This is a genomic window from Mesobacillus sp. ABV4_180 (genome assembly GCF_056158485.1).
This window is the reverse complement of the sequence record NZ_JBSWTJ010000001.1, coordinates 4281085-4297753: the sequence shown is the minus strand read 5'-3', so window position 1 is coordinate 4297753 and position 16669 is coordinate 4281085. Positions and strand designations below refer to the sequence as shown.

Genomic DNA, 16669 nt, shown 5'->3' with positions numbered 1-16669 from the left:
TTTGCCTCAAGATCATAACGAAAATAATAAGGATGGAAGTAAGAAAACAATGGATAGAGCGATTTTAACTCAGGCTTTAAAAGAATCTTTCATAAAACTCGATCCAAGGATCATGGTCAAAAACCCAATCATGTTTGTTGTGGAAATAGGTTTTTTCATTACATTGATCATGTCCTTTTCTCCTGGCATCTTCGGTAACAGTGGGGTAGAGCCATGGTTCAATATCACTGTTACGATGATTCTGCTATTCACAGTCCTGTTTGCAAACTTCGCCGAAGCACTGGCAGAAGGACGCGGGAAGGCGCAGGCAGACTCTCTGAAGAAATCGAAAAAAGACATTACGGCGAATCTAGTAAAACAAAACGGAAAAACCGAAAAAGTATCATCTGCCAATCTTAAAAAAGGCGACATTGTCATCGTCTCTAGAGGAGAGATGATCCCTGGGGATGGCGAAGTGATTGAAGGCTTGGCTTCAGTTGATGAATCCGCGATCACGGGGGAATCAGCTCCGGTCATTAAGGAAGCAGGCGGAGACTTTAACTCTGTTACAGGGGGAACAAAGGTCGTAAGTGATCAAATTAAAGTAAGAATCACGAGCGATCCAGGTGAGTCCTTCCTTGATCGAATGATTTCGCTCGTAGAAGGCGCAGAGCGGCAAAAAACGCCGAATGAAATTGCTTTGAATACAGTGTTAACGAGCTTAACCCTGATTTTCATGATTGTGGTTGTGACATTGCCATTTTTCACGAAATATTTAGGCTTTCAATTAGAAATCCCTGTCCTGATTTCATTGCTCGTCTGTTTGATTCCGACGACGATTGGAGGATTATTATCAGCAATCGGGATTGCCGGTATGGACCGAGTGACTCAATTCAATGTTTTGGCGATGTCAGGGAAAGCAGTAGAAGCTGCTGGTGACATCAATACGATCATTTTGGATAAAACAGGTACGATTACCTTTGGAAACAGGATGGCAAGTGACTTTATTCCAGTGGGAGATGCAGGGCAGGAAGAGTTAAGTTATTGGACGGGAGTTAGCTCCCTTAAGGACGAAACGCCTGAGGGCAGGTCAATCATTGAACTATTAAAGCAAAGAGGCTCAAAGATTGATGATCAACTTGCAGCAGGGGCAGCTTTTATCGAGTTCAAAGCTGAAACGAGGATGAGCGGGATGGATTTAGCAGACGACCGCCGAGTACGCAAAGGGGCCGTTGATGCAGTGAAAAGCTGGGTGAAGGCGCAAGGGGGAACAATCCCTCATGATCTGGACGAGGAAACAATGGCTATCTCAAAAGCTGGCGGAACACCATTGGCCGTTGCAGTCGACAATCACATTTATGGACTGATCTATCTAAAAGATACGGTCAAACCAGGAATGAAGGAACGATTTGACCAGCTTCGGAAAATGGGCATAAAAACTGTAATGTGTACGGGTGATAACCCATTGACCGCTGCAACGATCGCAAAGGAAGCTGGTGTGGATGAATTTATCGCAGAATGCAAACCGGAAGATAAAATAGAAGTTATTAAATATGAACAAAGCCAGGGAAAACTCGTTGCGATGACAGGAGATGGAACGAACGATGCCCCGGCGCTTGCACAGGCCGATGTAGGATTGGCGATGAACACGGGTACAACAGCTGCAAAGGAAGCAGCGAATATGGTTGACTTGGATTCAGATCCGACAAAGATTATTGAAGTTGTATCAATCGGGAAACAGCTGCTTATGACTCGCGGCGCACTGACGACTTTCAGTATTGCCAATGATGTTGCCAAATACTTTGCGATTATTCCGGCCATGTTCATGATTGCGATTCCTGAAATGGATGTACTGAATATTATGAGGCTGGACTCACCTGTGTCTGCGATCTTATCGGCTTTGATCTTTAATGCGATCATCATTCCATTGTTAATTCCATTAGCGATGAAGGGGGTTTCCTATAAGCCAATGAGTTCGGATGCCTTGCTGAAAAGGAACTTAACCATCTATGGACTAGGCGGTATCCTGGTGCCATTCATCGGAATCAAATTAATTGATATTGTGGTTGCACTATTCATTTAATGACAAATAATATTTAGAAAGCAGGTATACAAAATGGCAGAACAACAACGTCTGTTTGCTCCCATTATTAGAACGAGTCTAGTCATCATGGTATTTTGCGGACTGCTCTATCCACTGGCTTCAACTGGGGTTGCACAGGCAATCATGAACGATAAGGCAGATGGAAGCTTACTATATAATAAGGATAATAAAGTAATAGGTTCTGAGCTGATTGGCCAGACGTTCAAAGAACCAGGCTATTTCCATGGACGTGTATCAAGCATTGAAAATAATGGTGCCGGTTCTGGTTCAAATAACTATGCACCATCGAATAAGGATATGATCGATCGGACGAAACAGTCTTTGGCAGACTGGAAAAAGGAAAATCCAGCTGTGCCCATCAGTGAAGTTCCCGTCGACCTGATTACAAACTCTGGTTCTGGACTTGATCCTCACATCAGTCCGGAAGCAGCGATTACCCAGATTGACAGGGTTTCAGAAGCTACAGGAGTGAGCCGCGAAAAACTGGCTGAACTGGTGGAAAAGCATACCGAAGGAAAAGAACTGGGTTTGTTTGGAGAAAAACGAGTGAATGTTTTAAAGCTTAACCTTGAACTGAAGAAAGAACGATAGCATCAGCAGGCACTCGACTTGTTTTTAACATGGCGGGTGCCTCTTGGTGATTTTTTGAGGAGAGAGAATATGGAAGAAAACCATCCTTATTTTAGAAGGAAGACTCCTGAAGAAATTTTAGATGAGATTACTGCTTCCAAAAGGGGAAAGCTGAAGCTCTATGTTGGGGCAGCCCCGGGAGTAGGCAAATCGTATAAAATGCTTCAGGATGCTTTGGATTTAAGGAAAGAGGGAAAAGATGTTGTCATCGGGTTGATTGAGACCCACGGCAGAAAAGAGACCGAGGACCAAATAAAAGATCTGGAAGCAGTCCCGTTGCTGTCCTTATCTTACAAAGGGAAAACATTCTATGAAGTGAATGTACAAGGCATACTGAACAGGAAACCTGATTTTGTGGTGATCGATGAACTGGCACATACCAATATTCCAGGATCGAAGAACCTTAAAAGATTTATGGATGTCGAAGAAGTACTGAAAGCAGGGATCCATGTCCTGTCTGCTGTCAATATCCAGCATCTCGAAAGTGTAAACGATATTGTCCAGCAAATCACGGGAATAAAGGTAAGAGAAAGGGTTCCGGATACCTTTGTTTCAAAAGCCAGTGAAATTCAATTGATTGACGCAACTCCGGAGACCTTAAGAAAAAGGCTGTCCGAAGGGAAAATATACGCCCACGATAAAATCGAACAAAGCCTCAGCCATTTTTTCACGTTAACCAATTTATCCGCTCTTAGGGAATTGGCCCTTCGCGAAGTTGCTGATGATGTAGATGAGCGGATCGGACAAATCAGTGGTGATATGGTCAATGGTCCAATTGGCGTCCATGAAAAAATCATGGTATGTATCCACTATGGGCCAACTGCCGAGAAGCTGATCAGAAGAGGCTGGCGAATGGCGAATCGGCTGAAAGCGGAGCTTTATATTTTGACTGTGATAAATGACGATATGGCCAATAATGCTTCGATAAAAAAGAAGCTCAAGGAATGGGGAATGCTGGCCGAACAATTCAACGCTATGTTTATAATAGAAGAAAGCGGGAAAAGAAAACCGGCGCAGCTCATCATTGAAGCAGCAAAGAAGTATGGCATCACGCAAATACTTCTAGGCCAATCTGCCAGAACAAGATGGGATGAGATCCGGAAAGGTTCCATTGTGAATATGATCATGAGGGAAACATCGAATATCGACATTCATATCGTAGCCGATGGCAGATGAATGGACTGGAATTTATCAAATAGTAAGACATTATGTATGGTGAACAAAACTAATTTAAGAACATCATAGGAGGATATCGTGAATATAGCTTTTTTCCTAATCCCCAAAAGAGAGGTAGCCTACATTCATTATGAATCTACCATGAGACAAGCGCTTGAAAAAATGGAGTTTCACAAATATACGGCAGTTCCGATTATCGATCATGAAGGGAAATACATCGGTACTTTAACAGAGGGCGATTTGCTTTGGAAAATAAAGAATACACCGGGATTAACGTTTGAGAGTACCGAAAAAACGAGGCTGCAGGAAATACCATTGAATCGACGCAATGAACAAATTCATATTGATGCGGATATGGAAAACATTATTGAAAGAGCGATGGAGCAAAATTTCGTTCCTGTTATCGATGATGCTGGAATCTTTATTGGCATTATTAGAAGAAGAGAAATCATTGAGTATTGTGCTAAAGGGATTTTAGAGAAATCAATTTAAGGAAGCATGGGGACGTATTTGCCTCCTTTTTTTAGAGGTACTTTAACCGGATTTCAATTTATACTGAATATAAGCATCAAAAGAAGCAAAGGGTACTTCCCTTTGCTTCACCGACTACTTTGTAGGAGCGGCACCAAAGCGTTTGCTCTAGAACTGGATTGAATTGCATAAAAAATAAAGAAAGGCGGTTGCCTTTCTTTATTTTTTTGTGCTTTTTTCAACATTACAGATATTGGCTCTAAACACCTAAAATATTTTTTAATGATAAAAAAATATACGAACCTTCTTTATCATGTGTTATCTTTAAGAATAAAAAAATGATAGCAACTCAGACTTCATTGATTCTATAAACTTATTCTAATTAAGTAGGTGTGAAGCAAAATGGGTAGGCACAAAATATTAGAAATAATAGAAAAAGAATTAGTGGTTGCACTTGGCTGTACGGAACCTGTTGCGATTGCCTTGGCCGCTGCAACGGCAAAAAGCTATGCAAATGGTCAAATACAAGAAATTTGTGTAAAGGCTAGTGGAAATATTATTAAAAATGCTAAATCCGTTGGCATTCCTGGAATGACTTCCAAGGGCCTTGATTTCGCAGCAGCGCTTGGAGCAGTTGCCGGAGATCCGAATAAGCAGCTTGAAGTATTGAATGGGCTGACTATTGAAGACGAGCAAACGGCTTTAAAACTTATTGCAGAAGGTAAAGTAGTGTCTGCTCAGGCAGACACCAAGCAAAAGCTTTCTATTGAAGTGACTTTAAAAACGGATAAGCATGCTGCTAGAGTTGTTATTTTGGATAATCATACTAACATTACCTTGATTGAGGTCAATGGCAGGGTTGTGCACCAAGGTGGATGCGAAAGTATAGGCATCCAATCAGAGGAAGAGGAATTGTTGACACTTACCATTGATGAAATTTATGAATGGGTTCAAAATGTCGATATCAGCGACCTATCTCTCGTAAAAAAGAGCATTGAGCTAAATAGAGTTATTGGACAGGAAGGCCTTTCGGAAGATTTTGGATTAAAGGTTGGAAAAACAATTAAGGAAAATGTGAAAAAGGGGATTTTATCCGATGATATCGCCACAGCAGCGATGTCTTTAGCCGCTGCTGGATCAGATGCAAGAATGTCAGGATCCACACTGCCGGTAATGGCGAACACTGGAAGCGGAAATCAGGGAATTGCTGTTACACTTCCGGTTGTGGCAGTCGCCGAGAAATTGCAGGTATCAGAGGAGAAGATGATTCGAGCAGTTGCACTTAGCCATCTCATTACAATTCATATAAAATCAAAATTTGGGCGTCTTTCTGCATTATGTGGTGTAACAGCAGCAGGCATGGGTGCCAGTGGCGCAATTGTTTATTTACTTGATGGCAATCTGCAGCGAATTAAAGCATCAATTCAAAACACTATTGGTAATGTTTCTGGAATGATTTGTGATGGGGCAAAGGCTGGTTGTGCCATGAAAGTGTCGACGTGTTCGAATGTCGCAGTTCAATCAGCTTTGTTGGCAATGAACAATCAAGAAATTAAATCTACGGATGGATTTATTCATGATGACGTAGAAAAAAGTATCGAGAACTTTTGTAAACTAGGGAATGAAGGAACACGCCATACGGACGAGTTAATTTTAAAATTAATGATGGAAAAATAGTTTTATGACAACAGCAAAGATGCTGGAAAAGTAGAAATAGCCTCACTCCAATGGAATGAGGCTATTTTCGTCTTAAGTACTTCACAAAGGTGATTCTATCATTTTTTCGAAATTGAGAAGATACTATCATCCATCCAGATTTAAGTAGACAAACTCGAGTGGTTAATTAAATTAATCAAACGTTTGATTAAATTGAAAACTTGTAAACCTTCGAGAAAATAAGGCTATCACACAAGATAGCATTCACTACCCAAGGATTATTTTTTCTCTAATTTATTGCCTGCTTCGTTAATTAGTTTGTTTAATTCTTTCCCTTCTTCTTCACCTAAAATCTCAGAGTAAGAACGGAATAGAATTTTCCAGCCATCGTTAATATCTTTTAGGATCGCTTCCCCATTTTCAGTAGGGAAATTAAAAGATCTCTTTCCTTCCGTTTTTCGTTCAATCAAACCTTTATCGACTAGCTTATCAACAAATCGGGTGATCGTTGAAGGCTTTAAGTGAAGGGCTTCAGCTAACTCAGATTGGGAAATTCCTGGCTTTTCAATAACCAGCATCATTAAAAAGGCATGAGTTGGAGATAAGCCTGTTTTTTGAAAAGATTCTTCTGCCATCTTGGTAATAGCACGTGATAACTTACTCACTGTGAAATACAGGCAGTTGTTAAAGTAATCGTTGATCATAATAGAAACTCCTTCTACTTTGCTTGTACATACAAATTACATCAAGCAAAATTTATTGTCAAATGGCAAAAGAATTTTTAAAAGCAAAAAAAATTGATTATTCCAAAACAACCTATTATTATATTTGTATGTACAAATATAATTTCACCAATAATTCTTCCTTAATGAAAGGGTGTGTTGAGGAATAATAGCATAACTGGATTTTGTTACTGATCTAGAAACATTTATAAAGTCTCATAGAAGCATAGGAATAAAATTTTTTAATAATATAATTGTATGTACAAACAACTGAAAAGGAGTTGATTCTAGTGTTACATAATAAGAAAGTTGCGCTCATTACTGGAGGAAACAGAGGGATTGGTTATGAATTAGGCAAGCAATTAGCCGAGAAAAATTTTCGGGTTATTCTGGGCAGCAGAAACGCTGATAAAGGACAGAAGGCTGCTTCAGCGTTAATAAATCTTGGAAATGACATTTCAGTTGTTGAACTGAATGTTGATGATACAACAAGCATTCAGAATGCGGTTGAGTACATTCAGCAAACAAATGGACGCTTAGATGTTCTCATAAATAATGCAGGTGTCTATTTAGATGAGGATCTTAAGATGACAGAAGATGATCCATCTATTTTAGATAAAACATTAAAAACGAATCTGTTAGGACCTTATCATCTAGTTCGAGCTGTACTTCCATTAATGAAGGAACATAACTATGGAAGGATCATCAATATTTCCTCTGGATATGGACAGATGGATGGAATGGGTCAAACAGGGCCAGGCTCATATAAATTATCGAAGCTGGCATTAAATGGCCTAACCCGGCTTTTGGCAGCAGAAATTTCTGGAGATATCAAAATCAATGCAGTATGTCCTGGCTGGGTAAGGACTGATATGGGCGGGCCGCATGCTCCTCGAAGTGTGGAGGAGGCAGCGAAATCGATAGTGTGGCTTGCAGAAATTGATCAGGACGGGCCAAATGGTGGGTTCTTTAGAGACGGACATAAAATTAACTGGTAAGTTTTCTTCATACATCGAATTACGAAACGAGGGGTATCGTTGTCACAGTATCATCCTATTCTTGAATCCTTAATGAAGGCGGCGCAATTATTTCAGACCGCCATACCGATGGACACCTCAATCGCCATCGGAGATCAAGGAAAAATCATTGCCTATTTTCCGGGTGCAAAAATAAATCTTAGACTTAAGCCAGGTATGGAAATAAAATCTGGTACTCCAGCAGATATGGTTTTAAAAAAAGGGGAATTGATCCGTACGATTGTCCCTGCAAATTTGCATGGCATTGAATTCACAGCAAATCTGCTCCCTATAAAAGATGAGAACGGACAGGTGATTGGGATCATGTCACTTGGAATTATGCACCAAAACGAAGAAGAATTATTAAACATTTCGAATGAAATGATCTCTTCTTTGGACCTGGTGAATGAGAATGTAGGGAATGTGTCAGATGGTGCCGTGTCTCTCTTCTCGCATACTCGTGACCTTTTACAAGTCTCCGAGGAAGCTAGCAGACAGGTGGAGAAAACAAAAGAGGTCCTGACGTTTATCAAACAAGTGGCAGACCAGACAAATCTCCTCGGACTCAATGCAGCGATTGAAGCAGCAAGGGCAAATGAACATGGAAGAGGGTTTACCGTCGTTGCAAATGAAATACGGAAATTATCTCAGCATACACGTTCCTCTACCGAAACCATTCAAGACATTCTTGAGAATATTAGAGAATCGATGGAAAGCATGAACAATATGGTGCAAAAAATCTCTAATGTAGGTGAAATCCAGAAGGAAAACATTAAACAAATTCATGATTCGGTGGATGAAATCCATCAGATGTCAAAGAGGCTGAATGAATTTGCTAACTTGATATAAGTAACCTATTTTGTGAACCAGAGGACGAATTAGATGAAAAATAAACGGATCGTCATTCAGCAATACGGTGGTGTGGAAGGATTACAAATCATTGAAGATGAACTCCGTCCTCCACAAGCTGGGGAAGTAAGAGTGAAAGTAATGACTGCAGGGGTCTCCTATAATGAGGTCATGCAGCAGGAAGGTGTATTCAAAAACCCGGCTTTACCTATACCGAAGCTGCCCTATACACCTGGCTATGATATCTACGGGGTCATTGAAGAGACAGGTTCAGATGTTGATGAAAAATGTAAGGGCAAAAGAGTCATAGCACTTACTGGAACAGGAGGATATTCCCAATATATCAATCTTCCTTTAGACTCCCTAACGATGATCCCGGAAGAAGTGGCTTTAGATCCTGCCGAGACAGTTACGCTTGTCCTGAACTATGTCACTGCTTACCAAATGCTAAAGAGAGTTGCGCGTGCGAAAAAAGGTGAGAGAATTCTCGTACATGGAGGGGCTGGTGGAGTGGGCTCTGCCCTCCTGGATTTGGGAGGGTATGCGGGTCTCGAAATGTACGCTACGGCAAGTACTCATAAGCAGGGCTTCATAAAAGGCTATGGGGCAACTCCGATTGATTATGTAAAGGAAGATTTTGCAGAAGTCTTAAGCAAGGAACTTGATATCGTTTTTGATTGTTTCGGAGGAGCTATTACGACCCGCTCTTACTCATTGCTCAAAGAGAATGGAAGGCTTGTATTATTTGGTGATTTAGGAAAAATGACGAACGGGAAATCAGGAACATTGTTACAGACTATACGGACCAATATGGGCATTGGGTTTACATTAATGAAAAATTTCATTCCCGGGAATAAGCGAATCGTTTCGTTCTATGGAATCGACTTTTACAAGAAGAAACATCCCAATTGGTTCAAGGAAGATTTAAAGGAGCTTGTTGAATTATTAGCATCCAAAGAAATCCAACCGATCATTGCCGAACAAATATCTCTAGATGGCATTCAGTATGCACATGAACTCCTCTCTAATAGAAAGGTTATGGGGAAATTGGTTATAGATATGACAAGATGTTAGGCGAGTTTTAAAGATAACTTAGTCTGTCTTGTTATGGCTAGAGTAATAAAAATTTTTACTTGAAAGAGGGAAGGAACATGGAAAATAAAATTTGTTTAATCACGGGCGGTAATTCAGGTATCGGGAAAGCCACGGCGCTACAATTAGCTAAAAAGGGAGAAACAGTCGTTATACTGTGCCGCAGCCAGGAAAGAGGAAACGATGCAGTAAAAGACATAATCCAGCAATCGGGTAATCCTAAAGTTCATTTAATAGTTGCGGATCTTTCTTCGCAGCAAATGGTGCGTCAGGCAGCAGAAGAGTTTAAACAAAAATTTAATAAGTTAGATGTCTTGATCAACAATGCGGCTGTATTCTTAGCTGAAAGATCTGAAACGGAAGATGGGATTGAAACTACATTTGCCACAAACTATCTTTCTCATTTTTTACTTACTCATCTTTTGCTTGATTCATTGGAAGCAAGTGGGGAAGGCCGTATTATTAATGTAGCTTCAAAGCATAATGGAATTAAGATGAATTTTGATGATTTGATGGTGAAAAATAATTATGCGTTCTATAAAGCAGTAGGACCTACAAAGCTTGCGTTAATTTTATTCACGAAGGAGCTTGCTAAGAAATTGGAAGGCAGACCAATCACAGTAAATAGCTTGCACCCTGGAATCATTAAATCGAACATTATGCATCAGCTGCCCTGGATTCTTCGCACTGTTTTCGGCCTCATGTCAGCAAAGACTGAAAAGGGAGCGAAAACGCCTGTGTATCTTGCGTCTTCCCCAGAGATGAAAGGGGTAAACGGTCAATTTTTCAATAACTGCAAGCCGGAAAAAACTACAAAAGAAGCAAATGATTTGGATTCGGCAAAAAAACTATGGGATATAAGCATGAGCCTTTTGAAGCCTGGAATTTTAGATTAGTGGCATTTAATACTTGAATGTACAAACAATCAATAAGAAGGAGATTACAATGAAATATAAATTACTTGGTAAAAGTGGTTTAAGAGTTTCAGAACTTGCTCTAGGAACGATGACATTTGGAGAAGATTGGGGATTTGGGGCTTCGAAGGAAGAAAGTCAAAAAATATTTACCCGATTTACAGAAGCTGGCGGAAATTTCATTGATACAGCCTGCAATTATACGAATGGAACAAGTGAGAGGTTGATTGGTGAATTCATTCAAGGAAATCGAGAGCAATACGTCATTGCTACAAAATATTCACTGACGACACGGCGGGATGATCCGAATGGCGGAGGGAATCATCGGAAAAACCTTGTACAGACTGTGGAAGGAAGTCTTAAGAGATTAAAGACGGACTACATCGATTTATTATGGCTGCATGCCTGGGACTTTACGACTCCAGTTGAAGAAGTCATGCGGGCTTTAGATGATTTGGTTCGTGCAGGCAAAGTCTTATATATAGGAATTTCGGACACGCCTGCATGGATTGTTTCCCAGGCGAATACATTAGCCACACTGCGTGGATGGACGCCTTTCATCGGGCTGCAGGTGGAATATAATTTGCTGCAGCGGGCCCCGGAACGTGATTTATTGCCAATGGCAAGATCCCTGGATATTGGTGTGACGGCATGGGCACCGATTGCTGGTGGGGCTTTAACTGGAAAATATCTAAATGAATCTAAAGATGAAGTGAAGCGCCTTGCTCCAGAAAGCAAACGGTTAAATGAGGGGAACAGGAAGATCGCGCTGGAAGTGGTAAAAGTAGCGAATGAAATTGGCAGATCGCCTGCACAAGTCGCGCTCAATTGGGTACGCCAACAATCCGGCGTTATGATTCCGCTCATCGGAGCAAGAAAAGAATCACAAATTGCCGACAATCTGGCTGCGGTCGAGTTCACTCTGACACCTGAACATCTAGAACGCATAGATCAAGTAAGCAAGATTGAACTTGGGTTCCCGCATGATTTTCTATCATCTGACCCGGTACGGAATGCGCTATTTGGTACTACTTTTACAAAAATCGATCATCATAGAATAGTATAAGAAGGGTTAACCTGAATTTTCCCAAAGCAAACACACACAAACTGGCAGAAAGAAGAATGAAGAAGCTGTCTCATAAGGCCTTGAAATGAGGACCGTTTGAACAGCTTCTTTTTTCTTTTGCTGATAATTTTCTGAAAAGATAATAAAGTATAGATTAAATTGAAAAAATACTTGTTGTAATCGCTTTCTCGCTAGATTTGTAAAGGTAAAATAAAAACAATGGATGTGCTTTGACCATGCTGCATGTCTAGCAATTTTCCAATAATTTCAACAGCTGCTCTATTTTGGGGACCGAGAAAAATTAGTAAAGGAATAGACAATGATGAGTATAAAAAGTAAATTACTGATCGGGTTTGGCTTAGTTTTATTTATTTGTTTACTTGCATTTGGCAATCTCTATTATTCTTTAAAAACAGCAGGGAATTCATATCAGAATCTAGTGGAAAAGGATGTTCGCAAGCTGAATCTGGCCAATGAGATCCAGTTTCTTGACTTGGCTTCAACAGATTCCATTAAAGGACTCATCATCGATCCTGACAACTTAGAAGAAAAACAAAGACATGAAGAAATTGTGGTGGAAATAAAAGAGAGAATCAATGAGGTAAAGCCTCTCTTAAATGATGAGCGCACCATCCAAATTTTTAATGAGTTAGACAGTTATAGTCAACAGCTAACGGACCTGGAATCCATCATGATCAACCTGGCAAAAACTGACCAGGAAAAAACAATGAAAATTTATCATCAACATTATGCTGAAGTAAGAAATATTTTTGCTGGCAATCTCGAAGAATTTAAACAAATTCAATTGGAAATCATTGAGTCAAAGACTGATCAAGATAGTAAACTTATTAAAAATCGTTTAATAGTTGGGTTAATTGCGATTTTGACTACTCTGATTATAGGGATTTTCATTGCGATAACAATTGCAAGAAAAACAACGAAACCAATTAATGAAGTGGTCGGTAAATTAGAAGAACTTTCAAGTAATGAAGGGGATTTGACGGCTCGTCTTTCGATAACTAGTAAAGATGAAGTCGGACAATTAGCAGCAGCCTTCAATAAAATGATTGAATCAATCCAGCATCTTGTAGAAAACGTGAAATCAACGACAGTAGAGGTCGTTTCTTCTGCTGAAGTATTATCTGAGAGTGCAGAACAAAGCGCAAATGCAACCAATCTGATTACGCTCTCGATCCAAGAAATCGCGTCTGGGTCAGAGCAGCAGGTGAGGCAGGCAGAAACCAGCACAATTGCGACAAATGTCATGAAGAACAGCATTCAATGTATAGCAGAATCCTCATCGATGGTGTATGATTCTTCTATTGCAGCATCCCAAGTTGCTGAAGATGGAAATAAAGCAGTCATTAACGCCATTGAGCAAATGCACTCAATCCAGGATATAGTAAATGAAGCGGGAACAAAAGTGAAAGACCTTCATTCCCTTTCAAAAAACATCGGTCAATTCCTGGCAGTCATTACGAATATTGCCGAACAAACAAACTTACTTGCTCTGAATGCGGCAATTGAAGCAGCTCGTGCTGGATCAGTGGGAAAAGGTTTTGCTGTCGTAGCAGACGAGGTAAGAAAATTAGCGGAGGAATCGAAACAATCTGTTTCGGAAATTACTCATTTAATCACACGTATACAGGCTAATGTTTCAGAAACAGTGAACTATATGGATAAAGGAGAGAATGAGGTACAATCAGGGATCTGTTTGGTCAATGAGGCTGGTCAATCGTTTAAGAGAATCTATGATTCTGTTCAGCGAGTCACCCATCAAATTCAAGAAGTTTCAAATGCTTCGATTCAATTAGCTGGTGGGACAGAAGAAGTAGCAGAATCCATTCACCATTTAGCAGCCATATCAAAAGAGGCTTCAGCGGCTTCACAAAACGTGGCTGCTTCATCGGAGGAACAGTTATCTTCAATTCAGGAAATAGCATCATCAGCTGAATTCCTCTCCCACAGAGCTAAACAATTGCAAAAATTAGTTAGCAGACTTAAATCATAATGCATACAAGAATTACATTAAAGGTGAACTACCGATAAATTTAGCACGGATTTATTTTGATTTTCAATTATAGAGTAAGAGCAATCCTTCATCTTGATCATAAGGATTGCTCTTTTTTTTATTCTTCAACAAAAAAGTTTTACAAGTGAATATTTTTTGTTGAAGAAAAATTTTTTGTGAATACAGAATTTACATGATAGAAAATGAGGTGCTAACATGAGGAATTCGCGAATCCAGAAGAAAATTTTGATATATTCATTCATTTGCATGAAGTTAGGGATTTTATAAAAAAGATCCTTACCCGTTTTTGGGTAAGGATCTTTTTGTAGGAGACCTCTATGCTGTCTTCTTTTCAGGAATCGAACTTCCTGCGCTTTTCCTCTGGTAGTAATACCAGTTCAGGACGATTGAGACGACATAGAATGCGATGAAGATGAAGAAGGCAGGGACATAGCCTCCTGAGATATTGACGGACCAGCCGAACAGTTTTGGAATCAGGAAGGATCCGTATGCTGCGAAGGCTGCGGTGAAACCAAGGACAGGTGCTGCTTCTTTCGGTACGAAGATTCCAGGGATCATCTGGAATGTTGAACCGGACCCGATTCCTGCTGCGATGAACAGGATCAGGAATGAAATCAGGAAGCCGCCGAACTGTTTGTTGCCAAGGAAGAAGATGACGCTACCGGCGCCTGCCATCATCACGAACAGGACGATTGAAGTAAGTTTGGCTCCGCCCATTTTATCGGCAAGCCAGCCGCCAACAGGGCGGGATGCTGCAGCAAGGAACGCGCCAAGGAATGCCAGTGAGATATGTTCCGGGAATTGAGACTTCAACAGAAGCGGAAATGCCGCTGAATATCCGATGAAGGATCCGAATGTTGCTACGTAAAGCCATGTCATGATCCACGTGTGCTTGCGTTTTACAATAACGAATTGATCAGAGAAAGATTGCTTTGTTCCAGGAAGATTATCCATGCCGAACCATGCTGCGATTGTCACGATTGCAATCGGGACAAGCCAGATGAATGCGGCGTTTTGCAGCCATACTTCCTGGCCGTTTGATAATTGCTGTCCATCGCCAGCGACAAATGCGAACGTGCCAGTTGTGATGATCAGCGGAGTGACGAATTGAACGACTGAAACCCCCATATTGCCTAAGCCGCCATTAAGGCCAAGAGCTGTTCCACGTGCTTTTTTCGGGAAAAAGAAGCTGATGTTGGATGATGAACTTGAAAAGTTGCCGCCGCCAAGGCCGCAAAGTGCTGCCAGTAAAAGCATGATAGAGTAAGGTGTGTCAGGATTCTGGACAGCGAAGCCGATGCCGACTGCGGGTATTGCAAGAACGGCCGTTGTCAGTACGGTCCAGTTTCGGCCCCCTAGCATACCGACACCAAATGTGTATACAAATCGCAATGTCGCACCAACAAGACCAGGCATTGCCGCTAATGTGAAAAGCTGTTGATCGGTAAAACTGAAACCAATGTCATTCAGGCGAATTGCAACCACTGACCAGATCTGCCAGACGATGAAAGCAAGCATCAAGGATGGGACTGAAATCCACAAATTCCGCTTAGCATGCCGTTTGCCCTCTGACTGCCAGAAACGATCGTCTTCCGGATTCCATGTATTTATACGAGCCATGTTAATTCCTCCAATGTAATACGAATGTTTATATCATTAATAAACCATTTATATCACTGCCCAGGTGTGACGAACTTCACATTTTTATCTGTGCACACAATTCTGTCAAAAAGTCTTGAACATTTTTTGACAGAAGGCCTGTCAACTGCCCGTCAAAGGGTTGATGACGGACGAAATTGAAAAAACCGGGCAAAACCGTCCGGCAAAGAGGTGATGACGGACGAAAATGGGATGAAACCAGGCAAAATTGTCCGTCATAGAGGTGATGACGGACGAAAATGGGATGAAACCAGGCAAAATTGTCCGTCATAGGGGTGATGACGGACGAAAATGGGATGAAACTAGGTAATAATGTCCGTCATAGGGGTGATGACGGACGAAAATGGGATGAAGCTTGGCAATAATGTCCGTCATAAGAGTGATGACGGACGAAATGGGATGAAACCAGGCAAAATTGTCCGTCAAAGGGGTGATGACGGACGAAATTGGGAAAAACCTCGCCAAAACTGTCCGTCATAAGTGCTGCCGTTGCTTGAGGTTAGGGGTACACATTGCTAAAATGGGTTTGTACATAAATAAGAAAGAAAAATTTTACTTCGAGAATTGTCCAGCTCCAGCGCCAAGCCCCTCGAGTCGTTTCGGTCCGCCCAATGAAGTCAAAGAACGACTTCACCGGTCGGCCCTCCAACGCTTGTCGGGGCTGACCAAGGCGCTTGCGCTTTTCTTATCGAGTAGTAAATGGAGGTTAGCAAATGCTGAATAACGATATCATGATCCGATTGCGTTATGCTCTGGATATTAAAGATAACGATATGGTGGAGATTTTAAATCTTGGCGGCGTGAAAGTGACGAAAGATGATGTGCGGATGATGCTGCAGAGGGTTGATGTAGATGAATATGGAGATGAGATTGTACCCGAGGACTATATAAGAGTGAATCATGCGATGATGGAACAGTTTTTGAATGGGCTGATTACGTTTAAAAGAGGGAAGCGTCCAGGAGAGACTGGAACTCCGGCCCTGACTGGGGAGAGTGTGAATAATCAGCTTTTGAAGAAGGTGAAAATCGCTCTGTCGCTCACGAGCGAGGATATGCTGGAGATTTTTGATCTTGCCGGCGTCCGCGTCAGCAAAGGGGAGCTCGGTGCCATTTTACGAAAGGAAGGGCATAAGAACTATCGGGAATGCGGCGATAAATTCGCCCGTAATTTCCTGAAAGGCCTGGCCTTGAAATTTAGAGGATAAATTTGGATTTACAAATTTATGCAAAGATGAGATAATGAAGCAAATGATGGAGGAGGGAAAGTAAGTTTATGGAACCAACTAATTGCTGATTTATTAAT

Annotated in this window: 15 protein-coding genes; 13 read left to right on the top strand and 2 right to left on the bottom strand. The window is 41.1% G+C overall.

The window, feature by feature from the left end; genetic code table 11:
- Window positions 1-49: 49 nt before the first annotated feature.
- From kdpB to ACXAEA_RS21825, 5 genes are all read left to right on the top strand, one after another.
- A complete protein-coding gene (gene kdpB, locus ACXAEA_RS21845; RefSeq protein WP_475098188.1) occupies window positions 50-2062 on the top strand; it encodes a potassium-transporting ATPase subunit KdpB in 2013 nt (670 codons plus the stop codon).
- 33 nt (window positions 2063-2095) lie between these two features.
- A complete protein-coding gene (gene kdpC / locus ACXAEA_RS21840; protein ID WP_475097947.1) occupies window positions 2096-2674 on the top strand; it encodes a potassium-transporting ATPase subunit KdpC in 579 nt (192 codons plus the stop codon).
- Between the two features lie 69 nt (window positions 2675-2743).
- Window positions 2744-3889 carry a KdpD-like non-kinase potassium sensor gene (gene kdpDN / locus ACXAEA_RS21835; protein WP_475097946.1) on the top strand — a complete coding sequence of 382 codons (1146 nt, stop codon included), beginning with the start codon at window positions 2744-2746 and terminating at the stop codon, window positions 3887-3889.
- A 78-nt stretch (window positions 3890-3967) separates the two neighbouring features.
- Window positions 3968-4381 carry a CBS domain-containing protein gene (locus tag ACXAEA_RS21830; protein ID WP_475097945.1) on the top strand — a complete coding sequence of 138 codons (414 nt, stop codon included), beginning with the start codon at window positions 3968-3970 and terminating at the stop codon, window positions 4379-4381.
- Window positions 4382-4762: 381 nt separating this feature from the next.
- The gene (locus ACXAEA_RS21825) at window positions 4763-6037 is read left to right on the top strand and encodes an L-cysteine desulfidase family protein (RefSeq protein WP_475097944.1); all 1275 of its coding nucleotides are present in this window, start codon (window positions 4763-4765) and stop codon (window positions 6035-6037) included.
- Between the two features lie 257 nt (window positions 6038-6294).
- Here the strand turns inward: ACXAEA_RS21825 and ACXAEA_RS21820 are convergent, their stop codons facing one another.
- A complete protein-coding gene (locus ACXAEA_RS21820) occupies window positions 6295-6720 on the bottom strand; it encodes a MarR family winged helix-turn-helix transcriptional regulator (RefSeq protein WP_475097943.1) in 426 nt (141 codons plus the stop codon).
- A 308-nt stretch (window positions 6721-7028) separates the two neighbouring features.
- Here ACXAEA_RS21820 and ACXAEA_RS21815 point away from each other — a divergent pair, with 308 nt between their 5' ends.
- The 6 genes from ACXAEA_RS21815 to ACXAEA_RS21790 all read left to right on the top strand — a co-directional run bounded on the left by ACXAEA_RS21815 (window position 7029) and on the right by ACXAEA_RS21790 (window position 13686).
- Entirely contained in the window at window positions 7029-7736 is a 708-nt protein-coding gene (locus ACXAEA_RS21815; protein ID WP_475097942.1) for an SDR family oxidoreductase, read from the top strand.
- A 39-nt stretch (window positions 7737-7775) separates the two neighbouring features.
- Window positions 7776-8603 carry a methyl-accepting chemotaxis protein gene (locus tag ACXAEA_RS21810; RefSeq protein ID WP_475097941.1) on the top strand — a complete coding sequence of 276 codons (828 nt, stop codon included), beginning with the start codon at window positions 7776-7778 and terminating at the stop codon, window positions 8601-8603.
- 33 nt (window positions 8604-8636) lie between these two features.
- Window positions 8637-9677: a medium chain dehydrogenase/reductase family protein gene (locus tag ACXAEA_RS21805; RefSeq protein ID WP_475097940.1), complete on the top strand. Its 1041-nt coding sequence runs from the start codon at window positions 8637-8639 to the stop codon at window positions 9675-9677.
- Between the two features lie 77 nt (window positions 9678-9754).
- A complete protein-coding gene (locus tag ACXAEA_RS21800; RefSeq protein WP_475097939.1) occupies window positions 9755-10591 on the top strand; it encodes an SDR family oxidoreductase in 837 nt (278 codons plus the stop codon).
- A 49-nt stretch (window positions 10592-10640) separates the two neighbouring features.
- On the top strand, window positions 10641-11675 hold the full coding sequence (locus tag ACXAEA_RS21795) for an aldo/keto reductase (protein WP_475097938.1): 1035 nt from the start codon (window positions 10641-10643) through the stop codon (window positions 11673-11675).
- Window positions 11676-11994: 319 nt separating this feature from the next.
- Window positions 11995-13686 carry a methyl-accepting chemotaxis protein gene (locus ACXAEA_RS21790; RefSeq protein WP_475097937.1) on the top strand — a complete coding sequence of 564 codons (1692 nt, stop codon included), beginning with the start codon at window positions 11995-11997 and terminating at the stop codon, window positions 13684-13686.
- A 336-nt stretch (window positions 13687-14022) separates the two neighbouring features.
- Here the strand turns inward: ACXAEA_RS21790 and ACXAEA_RS21785 are convergent, their stop codons facing one another.
- A complete protein-coding gene (locus tag ACXAEA_RS21785; RefSeq protein ID WP_475097936.1) occupies window positions 14023-15327 on the bottom strand; it encodes an MFS transporter in 1305 nt (434 codons plus the stop codon).
- Between the two features lie 369 nt (window positions 15328-15696).
- Between ACXAEA_RS21785 and ACXAEA_RS21780 the strand changes: the two genes are divergently transcribed.
- Complete coding sequence (locus tag ACXAEA_RS21780; protein WP_475097935.1) at window positions 15697-15846, top strand: hypothetical protein; 150 nt, start codon at window positions 15697-15699, stop codon at window positions 15844-15846.
- A gap of 233 nt (window positions 15847-16079) precedes the next feature.
- The gene (locus ACXAEA_RS21775) at window positions 16080-16571 is read left to right on the top strand and encodes a YehS family protein (RefSeq protein WP_475097934.1); all 492 of its coding nucleotides are present in this window, start codon (window positions 16080-16082) and stop codon (window positions 16569-16571) included.
- The last annotated feature ends 98 nt before the right edge of the window (window positions 16572-16669 follow it).

Bases quoted from the DNA above. Each gene is read 5' to 3' on its own strand.
- ACXAEA_RS21825 (WP_475097944.1), top strand. From the start codon at position 4,763: ATGGGTAGGCACAAAATATTAGAAATAATAGAAAAAGAATTAGTGGTT.
- ACXAEA_RS21775 (WP_475097934.1), top strand. From the start codon at position 16,080: ATGCTGAATAACGATATCATGATCCGATTGCGTTATGCTCTGGATATT.
- ACXAEA_RS21805 (WP_475097940.1), top strand. From the start codon at position 8,637: ATGAAAAATAAACGGATCGTCATTCAGCAATACGGTGGTGTGGAAGGA.
- kdpB (WP_475098188.1), top strand. From the start codon at position 50: ATGGATAGAGCGATTTTAACTCAGGCTTTAAAAGAATCTTTCATAAAA.
- ACXAEA_RS21820 (WP_475097943.1), bottom strand. From the start codon at position 6,720: ATGATCAACGATTACTTTAACAACTGCCTGTATTTCACAGTGAGTAAG.
- ACXAEA_RS21785 (WP_475097936.1), bottom strand. From the start codon at position 15,327: ATGGCTCGTATAAATACATGGAATCCGGAAGACGATCGTTTCTGGCAG.
- ACXAEA_RS21795 (WP_475097938.1), top strand. From the start codon at position 10,641: ATGAAATATAAATTACTTGGTAAAAGTGGTTTAAGAGTTTCAGAACTT.
- ACXAEA_RS21800 (WP_475097939.1), top strand. From the start codon at position 9,755: ATGGAAAATAAAATTTGTTTAATCACGGGCGGTAATTCAGGTATCGGG.
- kdpDN (WP_475097946.1), top strand. From the start codon at position 2,744: ATGGAAGAAAACCATCCTTATTTTAGAAGGAAGACTCCTGAAGAAATT.
- ACXAEA_RS21790 (WP_475097937.1), top strand. From the start codon at position 11,995: ATGATGAGTATAAAAAGTAAATTACTGATCGGGTTTGGCTTAGTTTTA.
- ACXAEA_RS21780 (WP_475097935.1), top strand. From the start codon at position 15,697: ATGACGGACGAAAATGGGATGAAGCTTGGCAATAATGTCCGTCATAAG.
- kdpC (WP_475097947.1), top strand. From the start codon at position 2,096: ATGGCAGAACAACAACGTCTGTTTGCTCCCATTATTAGAACGAGTCTA.